The sequence below is a fragment of the Nocardioides sp. GXQ0305 genome (genome assembly GCF_050880345.1).
Classification (GTDB): domain Bacteria; phylum Actinomycetota; class Actinomycetes; order Propionibacteriales; family Nocardioidaceae; genus Nocardioides.
In genome coordinates this window covers 119,148-136,953 of sequence record NZ_JBNYXG010000007.1, presented here as the reverse complement: position 1 = coordinate 136,953, position 17,806 = coordinate 119,148, and the positions used below count along the sequence as shown (strand labels likewise).

The 17,806-nt window shown below is 74.8% G+C and carries 13 protein-coding genes; 6 read left to right on the top strand and 7 right to left on the bottom strand.

Annotated elements, in window-relative coordinates:
• Positions 1-8 precede the first annotated feature (8 nt).
• On the bottom strand, positions 9-167 hold the full coding sequence (locus ACQ1X7_RS17365) for a hypothetical protein (RefSeq protein ID WP_432479485.1): 159 nt from the start codon (positions 165-167) through the stop codon (positions 9-11).
• A 215-nt stretch (positions 168-382) separates the two neighbouring features.
• Here ACQ1X7_RS17365 and helR point away from each other — a divergent pair, with 215 nt between their 5' ends.
• Positions 383-2,533: an RNA polymerase recycling motor ATPase HelR gene (helR, locus tag ACQ1X7_RS17360; protein WP_432479484.1), complete on the top strand. Its 2,151-nt coding sequence runs from the start codon at positions 383-385 to the stop codon at positions 2,531-2,533.
• A gap of 57 nt (positions 2,534-2,590) precedes the next feature.
• Here the strand turns inward: helR and ACQ1X7_RS17355 are convergent, their stop codons facing one another.
• The 6 genes from ACQ1X7_RS17355 to ACQ1X7_RS17330 all read right to left on the bottom strand — a co-directional run bounded on the left by ACQ1X7_RS17355 (position 2,591) and on the right by ACQ1X7_RS17330 (position 12,415).
• The gene (locus ACQ1X7_RS17355; protein WP_432479483.1) at positions 2,591-3,973 is read right to left on the bottom strand and encodes an FAD-binding oxidoreductase; all 1,383 of its coding nucleotides are present in this window, start codon (positions 3,971-3,973) and stop codon (positions 2,591-2,593) included.
• 87 nt (positions 3,974-4,060) lie between these two features.
• Entirely contained in the window at positions 4,061-5,449 is a 1,389-nt protein-coding gene (locus tag ACQ1X7_RS17350) for an FAD-binding oxidoreductase (protein ID WP_432479482.1), read from the bottom strand.
• Positions 5,450-5,525: 76 nt separating this feature from the next.
• On the bottom strand, positions 5,526-9,071 hold the full coding sequence (locus ACQ1X7_RS17345) for a BTAD domain-containing putative transcriptional regulator (RefSeq protein ID WP_432479481.1): 3,546 nt from the start codon (positions 9,069-9,071) through the stop codon (positions 5,526-5,528).
• A 363-nt stretch (positions 9,072-9,434) separates the two neighbouring features.
• The gene (locus ACQ1X7_RS17340; RefSeq protein ID WP_432479480.1) at positions 9,435-10,598 is read right to left on the bottom strand and encodes a YibE/F family protein; all 1,164 of its coding nucleotides are present in this window, start codon (positions 10,596-10,598) and stop codon (positions 9,435-9,437) included.
• A gap of 24 nt (positions 10,599-10,622) precedes the next feature.
• Positions 10,623-11,273, bottom strand: a complete 651-nt coding sequence (locus ACQ1X7_RS17335) for a response regulator (RefSeq protein WP_432479479.1) — start codon at positions 11,271-11,273, stop codon at positions 10,623-10,625.
• On the bottom strand, positions 11,270-12,415 hold the full coding sequence (locus tag ACQ1X7_RS17330; protein ID WP_432479478.1) for a sensor histidine kinase: 1,146 nt from the start codon (positions 12,413-12,415) through the stop codon (positions 11,270-11,272). Before ACQ1X7_RS17330 ends, ACQ1X7_RS17335 begins: the two co-directional genes overlap by 4 nt.
• Positions 12,416-12,546: 131 nt before the next feature.
• Between ACQ1X7_RS17330 and ACQ1X7_RS17325 the strand changes: the two genes are divergently transcribed.
• The 5 genes from ACQ1X7_RS17325 to ACQ1X7_RS17305 all read left to right on the top strand — a co-directional run bounded on the left by ACQ1X7_RS17325 (position 12,547) and on the right by ACQ1X7_RS17305 (position 17,761).
• Positions 12,547-14,694 carry an MMPL family transporter gene (locus tag ACQ1X7_RS17325; RefSeq protein WP_432479477.1) on the top strand — a complete coding sequence of 716 codons (2,148 nt, stop codon included), beginning with the start codon at positions 12,547-12,549 and terminating at the stop codon, positions 14,692-14,694.
• A 108-nt stretch (positions 14,695-14,802) separates the two neighbouring features.
• The gene (locus tag ACQ1X7_RS17320; RefSeq protein WP_432479476.1) at positions 14,803-15,486 is read left to right on the top strand and encodes a GntR family transcriptional regulator; all 684 of its coding nucleotides are present in this window, start codon (positions 14,803-14,805) and stop codon (positions 15,484-15,486) included.
• Positions 15,477-16,517, top strand: a complete 1,041-nt coding sequence (locus tag ACQ1X7_RS17315; protein WP_432479475.1) for a 1-aminocyclopropane-1-carboxylate deaminase — start codon at positions 15,477-15,479, stop codon at positions 16,515-16,517. Before ACQ1X7_RS17320 ends, ACQ1X7_RS17315 begins: the two co-directional genes overlap by 10 nt.
• A 181-nt stretch (positions 16,518-16,698) precedes the next feature.
• Positions 16,699-17,289 carry a response regulator transcription factor gene (locus ACQ1X7_RS17310; RefSeq protein WP_432479474.1) on the top strand — a complete coding sequence of 197 codons (591 nt, stop codon included), beginning with the start codon at positions 16,699-16,701 and terminating at the stop codon, positions 17,287-17,289.
• A 136-nt stretch (positions 17,290-17,425) separates the two neighbouring features.
• A complete protein-coding gene (locus ACQ1X7_RS17305) occupies positions 17,426-17,761 on the top strand; it encodes a CinA family protein (protein WP_432479473.1) in 336 nt (111 codons plus the stop codon).
• The last annotated feature ends 45 nt before the right edge of the window (positions 17,762-17,806 follow it).

Here is a 17,806-nt window from a genome sequence, read left to right as displayed (position 1 = left end):
AGAGCCGGTCAGGGCATCAGCAGGCTGAACGCGCGCAGCACGCCCAGGGTGGCCGCCGCGGCGAGCCCGCCGAAGAGCGACACCAGGAGGATGACCGCGACCACGCCGCCGACGACGGCGCGCCACGGTGACGCCTGGCTGGACAGTTCGTGGGACGTGGACTGCATCGGCTCCCCCTCCGTTGCTGGTCGAGACCAGTGTGGCGGGTTCGGCCGAGGTTGGCGTCACCCGTTTTCGGGGGTCCGTGCCCTCCGGGACACGACGGCGAGGGGAACCCCTCGCCACTACCAACGTATAGCGCAGCAGGGGGCTTGCGGCAAGGCCCCGGTGGTGGCTCAGAATCGCCGCCCGACCCCCTCGCTCCCCGAGAAGGCAGGTGCCCGTGGCACTCCGCACGTCCAGCGCGTTCGACCTCCCCGACCACCTCGCCGCCAAGGCAGACCCGGCCCTCGTCACCGGCGACGAGGAGCACTTCGCCGCGATCGCGGAGTCCCTCGAGCAGACCGCGGCCGACCTCACCGAGCGGCTCGACGTCGCGCGCCGCGCGCCGGGCGGCACCGGCCAGGAGGCGATGGACCGCGACCTCGAGGTGCATCGGCTCAGCGCGCGGCTGCGGACGCTGCGGCGGTTCGGTCTCGACCTCTGCCTCGGCCACATGGTCCACGCGGACGGACGGGCCCCGACGTACGTCGGGCGGCTCGGGCTCACCGACCGCACCGGTCGCCGGCTGCTGGTCGACTGGCGCTCCCCCGCGGCGGAACCGTTCTTCGGGGCGACCCACGGCAACCCGATGGGCCTCACCAGCCGGCGGCGCTACCGGTGGACCAACGGCCGGATCAGCGACTACTGGGACGAGGTCTTCTCGGGCGACGTCGCCGGCCGGGCCGCGCTCGACGACCAGTCGGCGTTCATCGCGAGCCTGGGGAGTGCCCGCTCCCCCCGGATGCGGGACGTGCTCGCCACCCTCCAGGCCGACCAGGACGCCATCGTCCGCGCGGGGTCGCGCGGCACCCTGGTCGTCGACGGCGGCCCGGGCACCGGCAAGACCGTCGTCGCGCTGCACCGGGCCGCCTACCTCCTCTACTCCGACCCGCGCCTCGGCGAGGGCCGCGGCGGCGTGCTGTTCGTGGGGCCGCACCAGCCCTACCTCGCCTACGTCGCCGACGTGCTGCCGAGCCTGGGCGAGGAGGGCGTCCGGACCTGCACCCTGCGGGACCTCGTCCCCCACGGCGCCGCTCTCCCGGACGAGCCCGACCCGGAGGTGACGAGGCTGAAGTCGACGGCGCGGATGGTGGGGGCGATCGAGCCCGCGGTGAGCCTCTACGAGGAGCCGCCGACCGAGGGCATGGACGTGGAGACGCCGTGGGGCGACGTCCGGCTCGACCCCGCCGACTGGGCCGAGGCGTTCGGCTCGCTGGAGCCCGGCACGCCGCACAACGACGGTCGCGAGCCGGTCTGGGACGAGCTGCTGGCGATCCTGGTCGACAAGCACGAGGTCGACGAGGACGTGTCCGAGGACGACGTCAGGCGTGCCCTGGCCGCGAACGCGGACCTGGTGGAGGCCTTCGACCGGGCCTGGACCGTGGTCGACCCGCTCGACCTGGTCGGCGACCTGTGGTCGGTGCCGGCGTACCTGCGCCGCTGCGCCCCGTGGCTGAGCCCCGAGGAGGTGCGCACCCTGCAGCGCGAGGAGCCGCACGCCTGGACCCTGGCGGACCTCCCGCTCCTCGACGCGGCGCGGCAGCGGCTCGGGGATCCCGACGCCTCCCGTCACGCCCGGCGGAAGCGCGCGGCGCTGGCGGCGGAGGCCGAGGAGATGTCGCACGTCATCGACCACCTGGTCGCCACCGACGACTCCGACATGCAGGTGATGTCGATGCTCCGGGTCCACGACCTCCAGGGCGCGCTGGCCGACGGCGGCGGAGTCCCCGCCCCCGGCCCCGACGTGCTGGCCGGCCCGTTCGCCCACGTCGTCGTCGACGAGGCCCAGGAGCTGACCGACGCCGAGTGGCAGATGCTGCTCCGGCGCTGCCCGTCGCGCAGCTTCACCGTCGTCGGCGACCGCGCCCAGGCGCGGCACGGGTTCACCGACGCGTGGGAGGAGCACCTCGAGCGGGTCGGGCTGCGCCACGTCACCCAGGCCTCGCTCACCCTGAACTACCGGACGCCGGAGGAGGTGATGGCGGAGGCGGAGCCGGTCATCCGGGCCGCCATCCCCGACGCCAACGTCCCGACCTCGATCCGCACCGGCGGGCTGCCGGTGGTCCACGGCTCCGTCAGCGACCTGGACAGGGTCGTCGACGACTGGCTCGCGACGCACCCGGACGGGACCGCCTGCGTCGTCGGCTCCCCGACGTTCCGGGCACGCGGCCGGGTCCGGTCGCTGGCCCCCGAGCTCACGAAGGGGCTCGAGTTCGACCTGGTGGTCCTCGTCGACCCGCAGCGCTTCGGTGAGGGCATCGAGGGCGCCGTCGACCGGTACGTCGCCATGACCCGCGCCACCCAGCAGCTGGTGGTGCTGACCGGCCGGTGACGTGCGAGGGCCCGCGCAGTCCGGGCTACGCGGGCCCCCGTCGGGTCGTTGCGGTGATCAGGTGGCGAGCACCCGGCCGATCGCCATCACGCCGTGCGGGTCGTAGGTGCGGATCGCCTGCCGCAGCCGCGCCAGCGTCGGCTCGTCGTAGGCGTCGACGTACTCGCCGGGCGTGAAGGTGAAGTTCGGCAGCCGGTGACCGCCGGTCCACGGCTCGACGGCGTCCAGGATCGCCGACGCGTGCTCCTCGACCCCCGGGGTGCCGGCGATGCCGACGGTGAGCAGCGAGTACGCCGCGTCGCGCGAGCAGAACGCGCTCTCGTGCTCGCCCTCGCGGGCGATCGCGCCACCCATCTGCCGGATCTCGACCAGCACCTGCGGCGACGCCGAGCCCGGACCGGTGAGCGCCAGCAGCGCCTCGGCCGCCTCCGCCGGGAAGTCCGTGAGCACCGCGGCCGCCTCGTGGGCCGGCACCGGGTCCAGCGGGTCGGTGTGCACCGAGTCGATGGCGGTGTAGGGCTTGAGCGCCACGTCGTCGAGCAGCACCGGCGCCGCTCCGCGGATCTCCGCGAACCTGCGCTCACCCTCGGCGGCGTCGCCGGTCCAGACGTACCGCACCGACAGCGTCAGCTTCTCGGCGAGCTGGGTCGGGACCCCGGGCATCGGCGGGAGCTGGAACAGCGCGACGGACGTCGTCGCGAGCTCGGGCAGGTCCTCGGACCAGTGCAGCCACCGCTCGATGACGGTCGCGGCGTCCTCGCCGTCGAACCACAGGGAGCCGCCGTAGAACGTGGGCTGGTGCACGAGGTCGAACTCGATCGCGGTGACGATGCCGAGCATCCCCTTGGCCCCGCGCAGCCCGAAGAACAGCTCGGGGTGCTCGGTCGGCGTCACCCGGCGCAGCTCTCCGTCACCGGTGACGACCTCGATCGCCCGCACCCGGTCGATGGCCATGCCGTAGGTGCGCGCCATCGGACCCAGGCCGCCGCCGGTGGTGTAGCCGACGATGCCGACGTCGGTGATCGACCCCGAGAGCGGGGCGAGGCCGTGGGGCGCCGCCGCCTCGACGACGCGGAGCCACTTGACGCCGGCGCCGACCCGCGCCCAGCCCTCGGGGTGGACGACGCACTCGTCGAGGCCGGCGGTGGTGACGAGCAGCTCGGTCGTGAGCTCGGCCATCGGGCCGTGGCCGGTGGCCTGCGGGGTGACGTGCATCCCGTGGCGGGCGGCGTAGCGGACCGCCTCGACGACGTCCTGGGCGGTCTCCGCGGCGACGGCGACGGCGGGACGCACGGGGATCGCGACGTTCCAGGGCGAGACGATCGCGTCGTACCCGGGGTCTCCGGGGACGACGACCGTGCCGGTCGTGAGGGCGTCCAGCTCCGCGTGGGGTGCCTGGGACGGCGAGATCAGCTCGGTGCGGGTCTCGACGAGGGTCATGGGTTCCTCCGGGTCTCGTGGTTGCTGAGGGCACCACGGTGGGCCGGGGTCCTTGAGAGGACCTTGGATCCGACTTGAGCCGGGCGGTCAGCGCTCGCGCGCGGCGTGGGGCGGGACGAACAGCCCGCCCGGGTCGGCGGTCGCGCGCAGGCTGGTGAGGCGCTCCCACGACGCGGTCGGCCAGCCGGCCGACTCGTCGGCCGGCTCGTCGTCCATGAGCAGGTACGCCGAGCCGGTGGCCCACGGGTCCAGCACGCCCAGCACCCGGTGGGCGTCCTCGCGGACCGCTCCCCACCCGGCGCCGGTGTCGACGCCGACACCGAGGGCCAGGAAGGCGCCGTCCATCCGGTCCAGGGCCCCCCTACGGGGGGCCGGCCGGGAGAGGGCGCCGCCGAGCTGGCGCAGCTCGACGAACAACAGCTCGGACCCCGAGCCGGGGCCGGCGGCGGCCAGCAGTGCCTCGACGGCCCGGTCCGGCAGGTCGTCGAGGAGGACGCTGCTGGCGTAGACCGCGGTCGGCGCCTCCGGGTCGATGTGGAGGCGGGCGACGGCGGAGGCGGGGACGACGTCGAAGGTGTCGAGCTCGGGTCGCAGCGCCCGCAGGGGCGCGAGGACCTCCTCGGACCGGGCGGGGTCGCCGACCGAGACGGCGTCGATGACGACGAGGCTCCGCCCGCGGACGTCGGCCGGGAGCCAGGGGTCGTCGGGTGCCTGCAGGAGCCTGGCGATGCTGGTGACGGACTCCGGGGCCTCGCCGGCCCACTCGCCCCAGGCGCACAACACCTGGTGGGCGTGCGTCCAGTCCCAGGCGAGCATCCCCGCGAACGCCTGCGGGACCGGCAGCAGGTCGAACTCGAGCGCCGTCACGACGCCGAACCCGCCGCTCCCGCCGCGGGCGGCCCAGAGCAGCTCGCTGTCGTCGGAGTCGGTGGCGCGGACGAAGGTGCCGTCGGCCAGCACCAGCTCGACCGCGGTGAGCATGCTGCACTGGAGCCCCGCGTGGCGGGCGTACCAGCTCAGGCCGCCGCCGAGCGAGGACCCGGCGACCCCCACGCCCGGGCTCGTGGTGTGGAGTGCGGCGAGCCCGTGGGAGGCGGCCCGGTCGATGACGTCGCCCCAGCGCACGCCGGCGCCCACCCGGGCGGTACGCCGGTCCGCGTCGACCTGCAGCTCGGTCATGGCGGACGTGCGGAGCAGCACGGCGTCGTCGAGCCGTCCGGCGAGCGGCGGCGCCCCGTGGCCGGTGCCCTGCGGGGCGACCCGGAGGCCCACCGACGCCGCGGCCCGGACCACGTCGGCGACCTCGGACGGGAACGCGGGATAGGCCACGGCTGCCGGCCGCGAGTCGGCCTGCAGGTTCCACGGGAGCCGGACCTCGTCGTAGGCGGCGTCGCCGGCCAGGTGCACGGCGCCGCCGCAGAGCCCGCGCAGGACCTCGGCTCCGGGGGTGGCCAGGGAGGCCGGGTCGGGGACCATCGCATTCCTCACGATCGGGGTGCACGAGCATCGCAGGGACGACTTGAGGACGACTTGAGCCGCCCGGCGCCACGGGTCACCGGTCGCCGTCCCGGATGGACTCCAGCACCGCACGCACCGTCCCCGGGGTGAGGAAGAGCCGCTGCGCCACCTCGTTGACGTCGAGCCCGGACGCCGCCAGCTCGCTGACGCGGCGCTGCCTGCTGGTGAGCCGCGCCGGTAGGTCGCCGGGGTCGGCGTGCGGCAGGCCGCGCGACGCCAGGGCGGACACCGCGTCGTCCGCCACGCCGCGGGCCCCGGAGCCGCGGGCGGTCTCCAGGGCCGACCGGAGCAGCGCCCCGGCCTCGGCGTCGTCGAGCCCGGCCGACCGGCCGAGGGACACCCGGGCGCGCGCGGTCTCGACGAGGGCCCGGGTGCCGGTCAGCACCGTGACCGCCTCGCGCAGGTCGTCCAGCCCGTCGGCGCCGCGCAGCTCGCCCCGCAACCGGAGCGTGGGGCCCAGCGACGACGGCGCGCCCCAGCGGCGGAGCAGCGCGACCTCCTCGTCGGCGAGGGCGAGCGCCTCGTCGAGCCGGCCCAGCCCGGCGAGCGCCCGGGCCTTCAGGCCGCGCCACGGCGCCCACGCGGGGTTGACGACCTCCGGATAGTCGACGGGGGCGGTGAGCTGCTCCAGGGCGGCCGCCGGCCGATCCTCCTCGAGGAGCAGCCGGGCCGCACCCTCGCGGAGCAGTCGGCCCCCCTCGCCGATCCACGGCAGCTCGCGCGCCTGCTCGAGGCTGAGGGCGGCCGCCTCGAGGTCGCCGGTGTCCACGAGGGCGCCGAGCGTGAACGCCGCGCCGTACGTCGCGGACACCGGCGAGATGCCCCACATCCGCTGCTGCTCGGTGGCATCGGCCAGTGACTGCAGGGCGTCGTCGATCAGCCCGTGGCGCCACTGGGTGAACCCTCGCCACAGGTTCACCGCGAGGGCGGCGAAGAGCCCCCCGGTCGCGTGGGCCCGGGCCAGGGCCCGGTCCCAGAAGTCGCCGAGGTCCTCGTCGGCGAGCAGCAGCACGTTGGCCGACACGATCCAGAGCAGTCCGTTGTCGATCTCCAGCAGCCGGTCGCGCTCGAGCGAGAACCGGGCCAGCTCGACGGCCCGGGCCCGGTCCTCACCGTCGCGGAGCAGCTCGTAGCAGAGCGTGGCCGCGAGCATCCGCGCGCCGTCGCCCTCCCCGCTCACCACGGGTGTGGGCCCCGACCGGTAGAGCGGGGTCGGGAGGCCGTGCATGAAGCCCGTGATCCGGTGCAGCGCCACCAGGCCCTGCCGGTCGTCGTCCAGCCCGTCGGGCAGGGCGGCGGCGGCCTCCCCCGCGAACGCGGTCGCCACCCCGGGCGGCGACACGAACACCTGCACGCGGGCGACGACCATCGCGAGCAGGGCCCGTTCGTGCGGGTCGTCGACCAGGTCGAGGGCCTCGACCAGGTGGGCTGCTCCGGCCGGGCCGTCGACCAGGGTCTCCACCATGCCGAGCTCGACGAGCAGGCCCGCACGGTCGTCGTTGCCGACCGGCTCCTCCAGCGCCCTGCGGAGCAGCAGCACCGCGGAGTCCGAGGCGCCACGGGACGTCGCCGCGCGGCCGGCCGCCCGCAGCAGGTTCACGGTCTCGGCGCTCCCCCGCCGGGGTGCGAGCAGCAGGTGGGCGGCCACCTGCTCGGGAGGTGCACCCTGTCGGTGGAGGATGCCGGCCGCCCGCTCGTGGTGCAGCGCGCACTCGGCGGCCGGCAGGTCGTCGTACACCGCCTCCCGGACGAGCGGGTGGACGAAGCCCGGGGGCTGCGCGTCGGTCAGGATCTCGCTCCGGCTGAGCGAGTCCAGTCCGGCGGCCACCTGCTCCTCGGGGAGCTGCGCGAGCGTGGCGACCGTGTGGAGGCCCGCGGCGTCGCCGAGGACGGCGACCGCCCGCGCCACTGCCGTGACCGCGATCGGCATCCGGCGCAGCCGCATCGTCACGAGCGCCGACACGGCCCGCGACCCCACCGCGCGCACGGTGTCGACGTGGGTCACGTCGGGCCGGATCCCCGCGTCCTCCAGGGCGCGGAGCAGCTGGCGCAGCAGCAGCGGGTTGCCCGCCGTCATCCGGTGACAGGCCTCGACGAAGGCCTCGACGCCCTCGCCGAGGCGCTCCCGGACCAGCAGCCCGGCGGCGCCGGGCGAGAGCGGGGCGGGACGCAGCACGGTGACCGACGGGTCCAGCGCGATCTCGGCCAGCAGCGCGTCGTCGGGGTGCGACTCGCCGGTGCGCAGGGTGAGCACCAGCAGGACGGGGACGCCCTCGAGCCGCCGGACCAGGTAGGCCAGGAACCGGAGCGAGGCGCTGTCGCACCACTGGACGTCGTCGACGCAGATCACCAGCGGCCCGTCGTCGGCGAGGTTGACCGTCAACCAGTAGAGGCCGTGCAGGACGGCGAAGCTGCCGTCGTGCACCGGACCGTCGGCGACCTCCTCGAACACCGTCCGGGCTCCGGCGGCGGCGCCGCCGAGCAGCTTCTCGCGTCGTACCGGGTCGTGGGTGCACGGCTCGAAGAGCTGGCGTACCGCCCCGAAGCCGAAGGAACGCTCCAGCTGGCTGCCCCGCGCCGAGAGCACCCGGGAGCCGGCCGCGGTGGCGAGCCGCACGGCCTCGAGCAGCAGCCGGGTCTTGCCGATGCCGGCGGGGCCCTCGACGAGCAGGCAGCCCGAGGTCCCTGCAGCCAGGTCGGCGACCGCGCGACCGAGCACCGCGGTCTCCCGGTCGCGGTCCACGAGGTCGGTGGGCGGGGCCGCCGAACCGGAGGCGGCGACGGGCGCCGCCGCCACCGGGGCTGGTGGGGCGTCGAGCGAGGGCGACTGCGCGAGCACCTCGGCCTCGAGCGAGCGCAGGGCCGGCCCCGGGTCGACCCCGAGCTCGTCGGCCAGGGTGGTGCGCGCCCGGCGGAGCGCCGACAACGCGTCCGCCTGCCGCTGGGCGCGGTAGAGGGCCAGGACCAGCAGCCGCCACCGCTCCTCGCGGAGCGGGTCGTCGGTGACCAGCGCCTCGAGCTCGCCCACAAGCAGCGCCGCGTCTCCCAGCTGGAGCCGCGCCTCGAGGAGCCGTTCCCGGGCGACGTCGCGCAGCTCGGTGAGCCGGATCGTCTCGGCCTCGACCCAGGACTCCCCTGCGTACTCGGCGTACGGCGGTCCGCGCCACAACCGCAGGGCGTCGTCGAGGGTCTCGACCGCCTCGGCCGGGGCCATTCCCCGCGCGCCGTCGACGGCCGCCTCGAAGCACCACGCGTCCACGGTCTCGGGTCCGAGCCGGAGCAGGTAGCCGCCCCCGCTGCTGGCGATCACGCCGTCGCGGCGACGGGCCCCGGCCTCCGGCTGCAGGCGGCGGCGCAGGTGGCTGACGTACGCCTGGACCGCTCCGGCGCTGTTGGCCGGGGCACGGTCGCCCCAGACCCACCCGGCGAGCCGCTCGGTGGTGACGACCTGGTCCCGCATCACGACCAGGGCGGCCAGGACCGCGCGCTGGCGACGCCCGCCGAGGTCGAGGGCCACCCCCTCGCGGGTGGCCTCGAGCCCGCCGAGGACCCGCAGGCGCAGCGTCGACTCCCCCTCCACCTCACCCCCCTTGCCGCTGCGACGAGGATACGGCGATCACCGACCGTGTGAATCCCCCAGATCCGGTGCCTCAAGCGGATCGCAAGGCGGCTCCGAGTCCCGTCGGACACCGTTCCGGGACCGCATCACCACACCGGAGGAGCCCACCAGCTCCTTCGTCGCCGACGACGCCGGCGCCGCCCGGCTGGCCGGGATGGTGACCGGCAGCTGCGAGCCCACCGCCGCCACGGTGGAGGTCACCGGCCCGGAGCAAGCACCTGGCCCTGGCCGCCGTCGGCGAGGTCTGCGGCACCTGGCCCGACGCGACGTACGTCGTGACCCACGGGCCGCGCCGACGTCGAGGTCTTCGACTCCTGAGCCGGGCTACCGGTCCGCGGGCCGTCCCGCCCGGCGCACGGTGACCGCCGCCAGCCCGGTGGTGATCGGGACGGCCGCGACCAGGCCCAGGGTGGCGACCACGCTGCGGACGATCTCCTGCGCGATGATCTGGTCGGTGAGGACCATCCCGAGCGAGTCCTCGTTCGCGACGATCAGGATCAGCAGCGGCAACGACGAGCCGGCGTACGCCAGGATGATGGTGTTGACCACCGACGCGATGTGGGAGCGCCCGACCCGGGTCGCGGCCCGGTAGAGCTCGACCACGCCGTAGCCGGGGTTGGCGCGGCCGAGCTCGGTGACGGTGGCGGCCTGGGTGACCGTGACGTCGTCGAGCACGCCCAGTGACCCGATCACGATGCCCGCCAGCAGCAGTCCCTGCATGTTGACGGTGTAGGACACGTTCACCGACGTGGAGATGTCGTCGGTGATCCCGGTCAGGTGGAGCGCCGACACCGCGACCGCGGACAGCACTCCCGTGAGGGCGAGGCTGAGCAGCGTGCCGAGCACGGCGATGGTGGTCGAGGACGCGAACCCGTGGGTGAGGTACAGCACCGTGAGGGTGATGGCGGCCGCCCCCACGATGGCCACCAGCAGCGGCGGCTCACCGGCCAGGATCGCCGGCACCACGAAGAACAGCAGGATCGCGAAGGTGACCGCGAGGCCGGCGAGCGCCGAGACGCCCCGCCACCGCCCGAAGGCCACCAGCGCGAGGGCGAACGCTCCCAGGAGGACCCAGAGCTCGGTGGCGCGCTGGTGGTCGACGACCGAGTACGTCGTGCCGTCCGGCGAGCTGCTCTCGATGAGCACCACCTCGTCCCCCGCGGCGATCAGGGGCGCGCCGGGGCCGTTGGGCAGCGGGACGACGGCCTCGGCGCCCTCGTCGGCCCCGGAGGTCACCCGCACCCGGGCGGTGCCGCAGCCGTTGACCTCGTCGGGCAGCTCCTCCTCGCACGTCTCACGCTGGAGGGCGAGCACCTCGCCGTCCACCTGGGGGGCCGATCCCGAGGACCCGGGAGCCGGCACGCCCTGGGAGGGCCACAGCCAGACCATGCCGACGAGCGTGAGCACGGCGATCGGCACGATGACCGCGAGCGCCGTCCGACGCATCGAGGTCGACTCCGCCGCTGCGTGCTTGGCGTGGGCACCCATGGACGGGGATTCTCCCCCGACGCGTCACTCGCCGGTCACGCGGCCGGTCTCGTGGGCCCACATCGCGACCTCCACCCGGTTCCGGGCCCCCAGCTTGGCCAGCAGGCTGGTCAGGTGGGACTTCACGGTGCTGAGGCTGATGTGCATCTCCTCCGCGATCTCGGCGTTGGTGCGGCCCCGGGCGACCTGCAGCAGGACCTCCTCCTCGCGGTCGGTAAGCGGGTCGAGCGGCTGCGCGGCCGCGGCGGGGTCCGGCCGGGAGAAGGCCGCGAGCAGCCGGGCGGTGACCTTCGGCGCGATCAGGGCGTCGCCCTCGGCGGCGGCGTGCACCGCCTGCGTCAGCAGCTCGGGGCCGGCGTCCTTGAGGAGGAAGCCGCGCGCTCCCGCCCGGAGGGCGCCGTGGACGTACTCGTCGAGGTCGAACGTCGTGATCACCACGACGGCCGGCGGGTCCGGCAACGCCGTGATCTGCCGGGTCGCCTCGATGCCGTCCAGGTCCGGCATCCGGATGTCGAGGAGGCACACGTCGGGACCCAGCTCGCCCGCCCGTCGTACGGCGGCCCGCCCGTCGGCCGCCTCGCCGACGACCTCGATGCCGGGCTGGGCGTCCAGGATCATCCGCAGCCCGGTGCGGACGATCTCCTGGTCGTCGGCCACCAGCACCCGGATCGTCACCGGGGTCGTCCGTCCGCGGGAAGGGTGGCCTCCACCAGCCATCCTCCGTCCGGCTGCGGGCCCGCGCGGAGCACGCCACCGAGCAGGGTGGCCCGCTCGTTCATGCCGACCAGCCCGTAGCCGGACGTGCCCCAGCCCTCGGGCGCGCCGGCTCCGTCGTCCCGCACCCGGATCCGCACACCGCTCGCCTCCCTGCGTACGTCGACGTCGACCCGGCTCGCGTCGCGCGCGTGCCGGACCGCGTTGGTGACCGACTCCTGGGCGATCCGGAACAGGGCCGAGGCGACGGGCTGGGTCAGGTCGTCCAGGTGGGGGCCGACCTCGACGGTGACCCGGGGCGCGGGCTCCTCCCTCCCGAGCCGCCGGATGTCGGCCAGCCCGCTCTGGGGGGCGAGCTCCGCCGGCAGCCCCTCTCGCAGCACGCCGACCATGGCACGCATCTCGGCGAGCGCCCGCGAGGCCTCGCTCTCGACGACGCGCAGCGCCTCCACCGCGGCGTCCGGCTCGGTGGCGGCCAGCAGCTGTCCGGCCTGGGCACGGACGGCGATCGCCGACACGTGGTGGGCGACGACGTCGTGCAGCTCCCGGGCGAGCTGGCCACGCTCCCGCAGCGTCACCTGCTCGATCTCCCTCCGGAAGGCGTGGTCGCGGTAGCGGACCATGGCGCCGAGGGCGGCCGGGAACAGCAGCACCACCATGCCGCCCACGGCCTCGCCCGGCCCGGTCCAGTCGGCGGCGATCCCGGTGACGGCCGCGACCAGCATCACCGCCAGGCCGATCACCATCTCGCGACCGGCGCCCCAGCGGAACAGCGCGTACGGGAGCAGGAGCACCATCGCCGAGCTGTAGAGGCCGATCGGGCCCGCTCCCGCCGCGGCCGCGACGAGGGTGAGCACGGTGGACGAGCCGAAGGCGAGGAGCACGACCAGGAGCGGGTGGGTCCGGCGCCACAGCAGCAGGACCGCGTGGCCGAGCGCGAGGGCCAGGGACGCCCCGCGCCACGGCACGTCCGCCCGCAGGAGGGCCTCGAGCACCGCCGTGACCGCGAGCCCCCCGGTGAGCAGCCAGTCCCACCACACCCGGGCCGGAGCCCCGGGCGCGCGCTGCTCCTCCCACCACGTCCGGCCGGCGTCACGGATCACCGGTTCAGCGTAGACAGTCGGCGCTCCCACCGGATCGGCCGAAGGTGCGACCCCGACCCGGCCGGAGGGACGACCGGGGTCCGGCCCGCGGACCGATGTGGCCGTCGCGCCGGCTCCACGACGCTGACGCCATGACCACAGACATCCTGACCCGATGGGGCCGGTTCGCCGCGCGCCACCCGTGGACCGTGATCGGCGGCTGGCTCGTGACGGCCCTGGTCGTCGCCGGTGCCTCCCTCGGGTTCGGGGCCGACTACGAGGACTCGTTCGGCGCACCCGGGCTCGACTCGCAGCGGGCCGCTGACCTGCTCGCGTCGTCCGGCGCGGACGAGGGCGGCGTTCCCGCCCACGTCGCCCTGTCGCCGTACGACGCCGACGCCTCGATCGCCGCCGGGCCGGCCCGCGCGGAGATGGCCGACCTGAAGGCCGAGCTCGAGGCGCTGCCGAACGTCCGGCACGTCGGCGAACGGATCTCGCCGGACGAGCGGATCGCCGTGCTCGACGTGCAGTACCCCGCCCTGGAGCAGCTCTCGCCGGCCGACCTCGACCGGTTCAAGGAGACGGTCGCCGAGGCGCGGGCCGGGTCCTCGCTGCAGCTCGAGACGGGCGGCCCGCTGTTCTTCGCCTTCGAGGAGTCCGGCAGCGGAGGTGGCGAGCTGATCGGGATCGCGGCCGCCGTGGTGATCCTGGCGCTCGCGTTCGGCTCGCTGGTCGCGATGGGCCTGCCGATCGTCAGTGCGCTGGTCGGCCTCGGGGTGGGCGCGACCGCCCTGTCCCTGGTCGCCCACGTCATCGACGTCCCGACCTGGGCGCCGGTGATCGGCAGCATGGTCGGCCTGGGCGTCGGCATCGACTACGCGCTGTTCCTGGTGACGCGCCACCGGGAGCACCTCGCCGAGGGGAACGGCGTGGTCGTGGCGGCGGGCCGCGCGATGGCGACGGCCGGGCGGGCGGTGGCGCTCGCCGGCGGCACCGTCGTCGTCTCGATCCTCGGCCTGATCGTCGCCGGGGTGCCGTTCGTGACCGCGGGCGCGATCGCGGTGTCGCTCATTGTGCTCGTGATGATGACTGCGTCGCTGACCCTGGTCCCGGCGCTGCTGGGCCTGGCCGGGCTCCGGATCAACCGGCGTTCGCGGCGGTCGGCGAGGGAGTCGCGGCGCTGGTGGCGCTGGGGTGAGCACGTCTCGCGCCACCCGTGGCCCTACGCGCTCGGCGGGACCGTGCTGCTGCTCGCGCTGGCCGCGCCGGTGCTCGACCTGCGCATGGGCAACCCCGACGACGGCAGCTTCCCGACCGACCGGACCGAGCGACGCGCCTACGACCTGATCGCCGAGGGCTTCGGGCCCGGCGTGAACGGTCCGCTCGTGATCGCGGTCGACACCGCGGGCGACCCCGGCGCGCTCGGGCCGCTGCAGGACGCCGTCGCCGACGACGTCGGCATCGCCCGCGTCGCCCCGCCGGAGCTGGACGAGGCCAGCGGCATCGCCTCGATGGTCGCCATCCCGACCACCGGGCCGCAGGCGGAGGCCACCGTCGACACCCTGCACCGGCTCCGCGAGGACGTGCTGCCCACGGCGCTCGACGACAGCCCCGCCACCGCGCACATCGGCGGACAGACCGCGGCCTTCGCCGACCTCGGCGACCAGATCGGCGACCGGCTCCCGTGGTTCGTCGCCGCCGTGATCGTGCTGTCGTGCGCGCTGCTGAGCCTGGTGTTCCGGTCGGTCGTCGTGCCGCTGAAGGCGGCTCTCTTCAACCTGCTCGGGATCGGCGCGGCGTACGGCGTGATGGTGATGGTCTTCCAGTGGGGCTGGGGCGCCGACCTGATCGGGCTGGAGTCCACGGTCCCGGTCGTCTCGTTCATCCCGATGTTCATGTTCGCGATCCTGTTCGGGCTCTCGATGGACTACGAGGTGTTCCTGCTGTCCCGGATCCGGGAGCGGTACGACGAGACGGGCGAGCCGGTCCGCTCGGTGGTGCACGGCATCGCCAGCACGGCCCGCGTGATCACCAGCGCGGCCCTGATCATGGTGGCGGTGTTCCTCGGGTTCGTCGCCGGCGGCAGCGACCCGTTCACGAAGATGTTCGGGCTCGGGCTGGCGACCGCGATCGCGATCGACGCGACCCTGGTCCGGCTGGTGCTGGTGCCGTCGGTGATGGCGCTGCTCGGACGCGCCGCCTGGTGGCTGCCGCGCCGGCTGCGCCGGACCCCGGGTCGCGGGCCCGGTGGCGCGCAGCCCGCGCCCGAGGAACCGGCCCCGGAGCTGCTGCCGTCGTGACGGACGGATGGTCGGCCGCCCCGGTCGGCAGCGCTCCGGGGGCTCCCGACCGGGCTCGGGCATCCGCGGAGGGTTGACGCGGGCACCGTGCGATGTGCAATATATTGCATGCCCATCCCGACCGACACCCCTCCGCTCCCCCGGCGGCCCCTCCGCGAGGAGGTCTTCGGCCAGCTCCGGGACGCGATCGTCGACGGCACCTTCGCCCCGGAGGAGCAGCTGAGGGACCTCGAGCTGGCCGCCTGGCTCGGGGTGAGCCGGACGCCGGTGCGCGAGGCCCTGCTGCGGCTGGCCGACTCCGGGCTCGTCGTCGCCACCCCGGGCAGGTCCACAGTGGTCAGCGCCGTCGACGTCCGCGCGGTGCGCGAGGCGCGCGACGTGGTCGCCGCCCTCCACGAGCTCGCGGTGCGCGAGGCGGTTGCGAACCTGACCCCGGCCGACCTGCGGCGCATGCGCGAGGCCAACCGGCGCTTCGGGCGCGCCCTCGGCGAGGGCGACGTCGACGCCGCGCTCCGCGCCGACGACGAGCTGCACGCCGTCCCGGTCGCGGTCGCCGGCAACACCGCGCTCGCCTCGGTCCTGGAGCAGTACACCCCGGTGTTGCGTCGCGCCGAGCGGCTGCGCTTCTCCACCCTCGACGGTCGCGCATCGGTACGCCGCCACGACGACCTGATCCGGCTGTGCGAGGCCGGGGCGACCGACGACGCCGCGGCCGTCGCCTTCGACACCTGGCACTCCCTGCCCGCCCCGCCCACCGACTCCGACGACACCGAGGAACGACCATGGCCCTGACCGACTTCGACCGGTACCCGCTCACCTTCGGGCCGAGCCCGGTCCACCCGCTCCCCCGCCTCACCGAGCACCTCGGCGGCGCCCGGCTGTGGATGAAGCGCGAGGACTGCAGCTCCGGCCTCGCCTACGGCGGCAACAAGACGCGCAAGCTGGAGTACATCGTCCCCGACGTGCTCGCCCGCGGTGCCGACACGCTCGTCTCGATCGGCGGGTACCAGTCCAACCACACCCGCCAGGTCGCCGCCGTGGCCGCCAAGCTGGGGCTCAAGGCCGTGCTCGTCCAGGAGAAGTGGGTGGACTGGCCCGACGCGGTCAACGACCGCGTCGGCAACATCCTGCTGAGCCGGGTGCTCGGGGCCGAGGTCCGGCTGGACCCGACCGGCTTCGGGATCGGCTTCAAGGACTCCTGGAAGCAGGCCGTCGCCGACGTCGAGGCGGCCGGCGGGACGCCGTACCCCATCCCCGCGGGCGCCTCCGACCACCGCCTCGGCGGCCTCGGCTTCGCCCACTGGGCGTACGAGGTCGCCGAGCAGGAGCGGGAGCTGGGCGTCTTCTTCGACACGATCGTCGTCTGCGCGGTCACCGGCTCGACCCACGCCGGGATGATCGCCGGCTTCGCGGCCCTCGAGGACGCCGGCGGTCGGCCACGCCGCGTCCTCGGCATCGACGCCAGCGCCAGGCTCGAGGAGACCCGCGAGCAGGTGGGCCGGATCGCCCGCAACACCGCCGAGCTGATCGGACTCGACCGCCCGCTGCGCGACGACGAGGTGACCGTGCTCGAGGGCTGGGCCGGCGACCTCTACGGGATCCCGGTCGAGTCGACCCTCGACGCGATCCGGCTCACCGCCCAGCTCGAGGGCGTGATCCTCGACCCCGTCTACGAGGGCAAGTCGATGGCCGGCCTGGTCGACCTGGTCTCGCGCGGCGACATCCCGAAGGACGCGACGGTCCTCTACGCCCACCTCGGCGGGCAGCCCGCCCTCAACGCCTACAGCGCGCTGTTCACCCACACCCAGCCGGTCCCGCTCTGATCATCCACGGAGCGGTCTCCGCGGCCGCGGTGCACGTCGGGTCGTGGGCCGGGCGAGGACCTGACCGACCGGGAGAGGAATGCCGAGGTCGCGCCGCGGGTACAGGGCGATCATGGCCCACAGCCCTGCGAGCCCGACGGCTCGCCCTCTCCGAGTCACCCTCGCCGGCGAGAGCGAGCTCGTGACCCGGGGACTGACCAGCATGTTCGCGGGTCACTCCACGCGAGTCGAGTACGTCCCACCACATCCCAACGGCAGCCCGAACGTCGACGTCGACATCACCCTCCATGATTCGCTGGCGGACCTCTCCTCCGGCTTCGTCGACCGGCTCCGGCTTCCTCGCTCCCACGGCGGGGAGCTGGTGACGTGGACGTGGAACGCGAGGCCGAGGCTGGCCGAGATCGTCCTGTCGCACGGGGTTCGCGGCTGCCTGTCCAAGTCTCTCCCGACGGGCGCCCTGATCGCCGCCCTGGAAGCCGTCCACCGCGGAGAGGTGGTGGTGGAGTGCGGCAGCCCGCGCCGCACCGGGACCCAGGGCGTCCCGTTGACTCCCAGGGAGGCAGAGATCATCTCGCTCATCACGCAGGGGCTGGACAACTTCACCATCGCCCGCGATCTCTGCCTGAGCATCAACTCCGTCAAGACCTACATCCGCACCGCCTACCAGAAGATGGGCGTCGGCTCCCGCTCGCAGGCCGTCCTGTGGGGGGTGCGGAACGGCTACCTCGACCCGGCCGACGTGTCGCCGGCTGCGCGGGGACTGACGGGCTGACGCCTGCGTGGTGCCCCGAACCCTGCGCGGGCATGCTTCGACGAGCATCGGGTACCGCCTGAAGCGTGGACCTCCCCCCTCTCGGCCCGCCCCGCCGAATTCGCGCCGCGCCGCGGGCCTGCCCGTGGTGTGCGGCATGAGCATGCACGCCGGGGAGCTGGTGGAGGACCTCGCACGGCGGCTGACCCGCCACCGTCTGACCCTCGCCGTGGCCGACTCCGTCACCGGGGGTCGGCTGGCCCACAGCCTCGAGAGCGGCCCGGACGCCGAGCGGTGGTTCCGTGGCGGGGTGCGCCTCGACGGGGAGCCCCGCGACCTCGGAGGTCAGTCGGGGAGGACCGAGCGGGACGTGGAGCGGTTGGCGGTCTCGGTCGCGGGGACGACGGCCGCCGACGTCGGGGTCGCCATGGCCTCGGGGAGCACGTGGCCCCCACGGTCACCCTGGCGGTGCACGTCGGACCGCTCACGGTGAGCGCCACCTACGACGTGCCGGCCGAGCCCGACCGGGTGGCCGCCG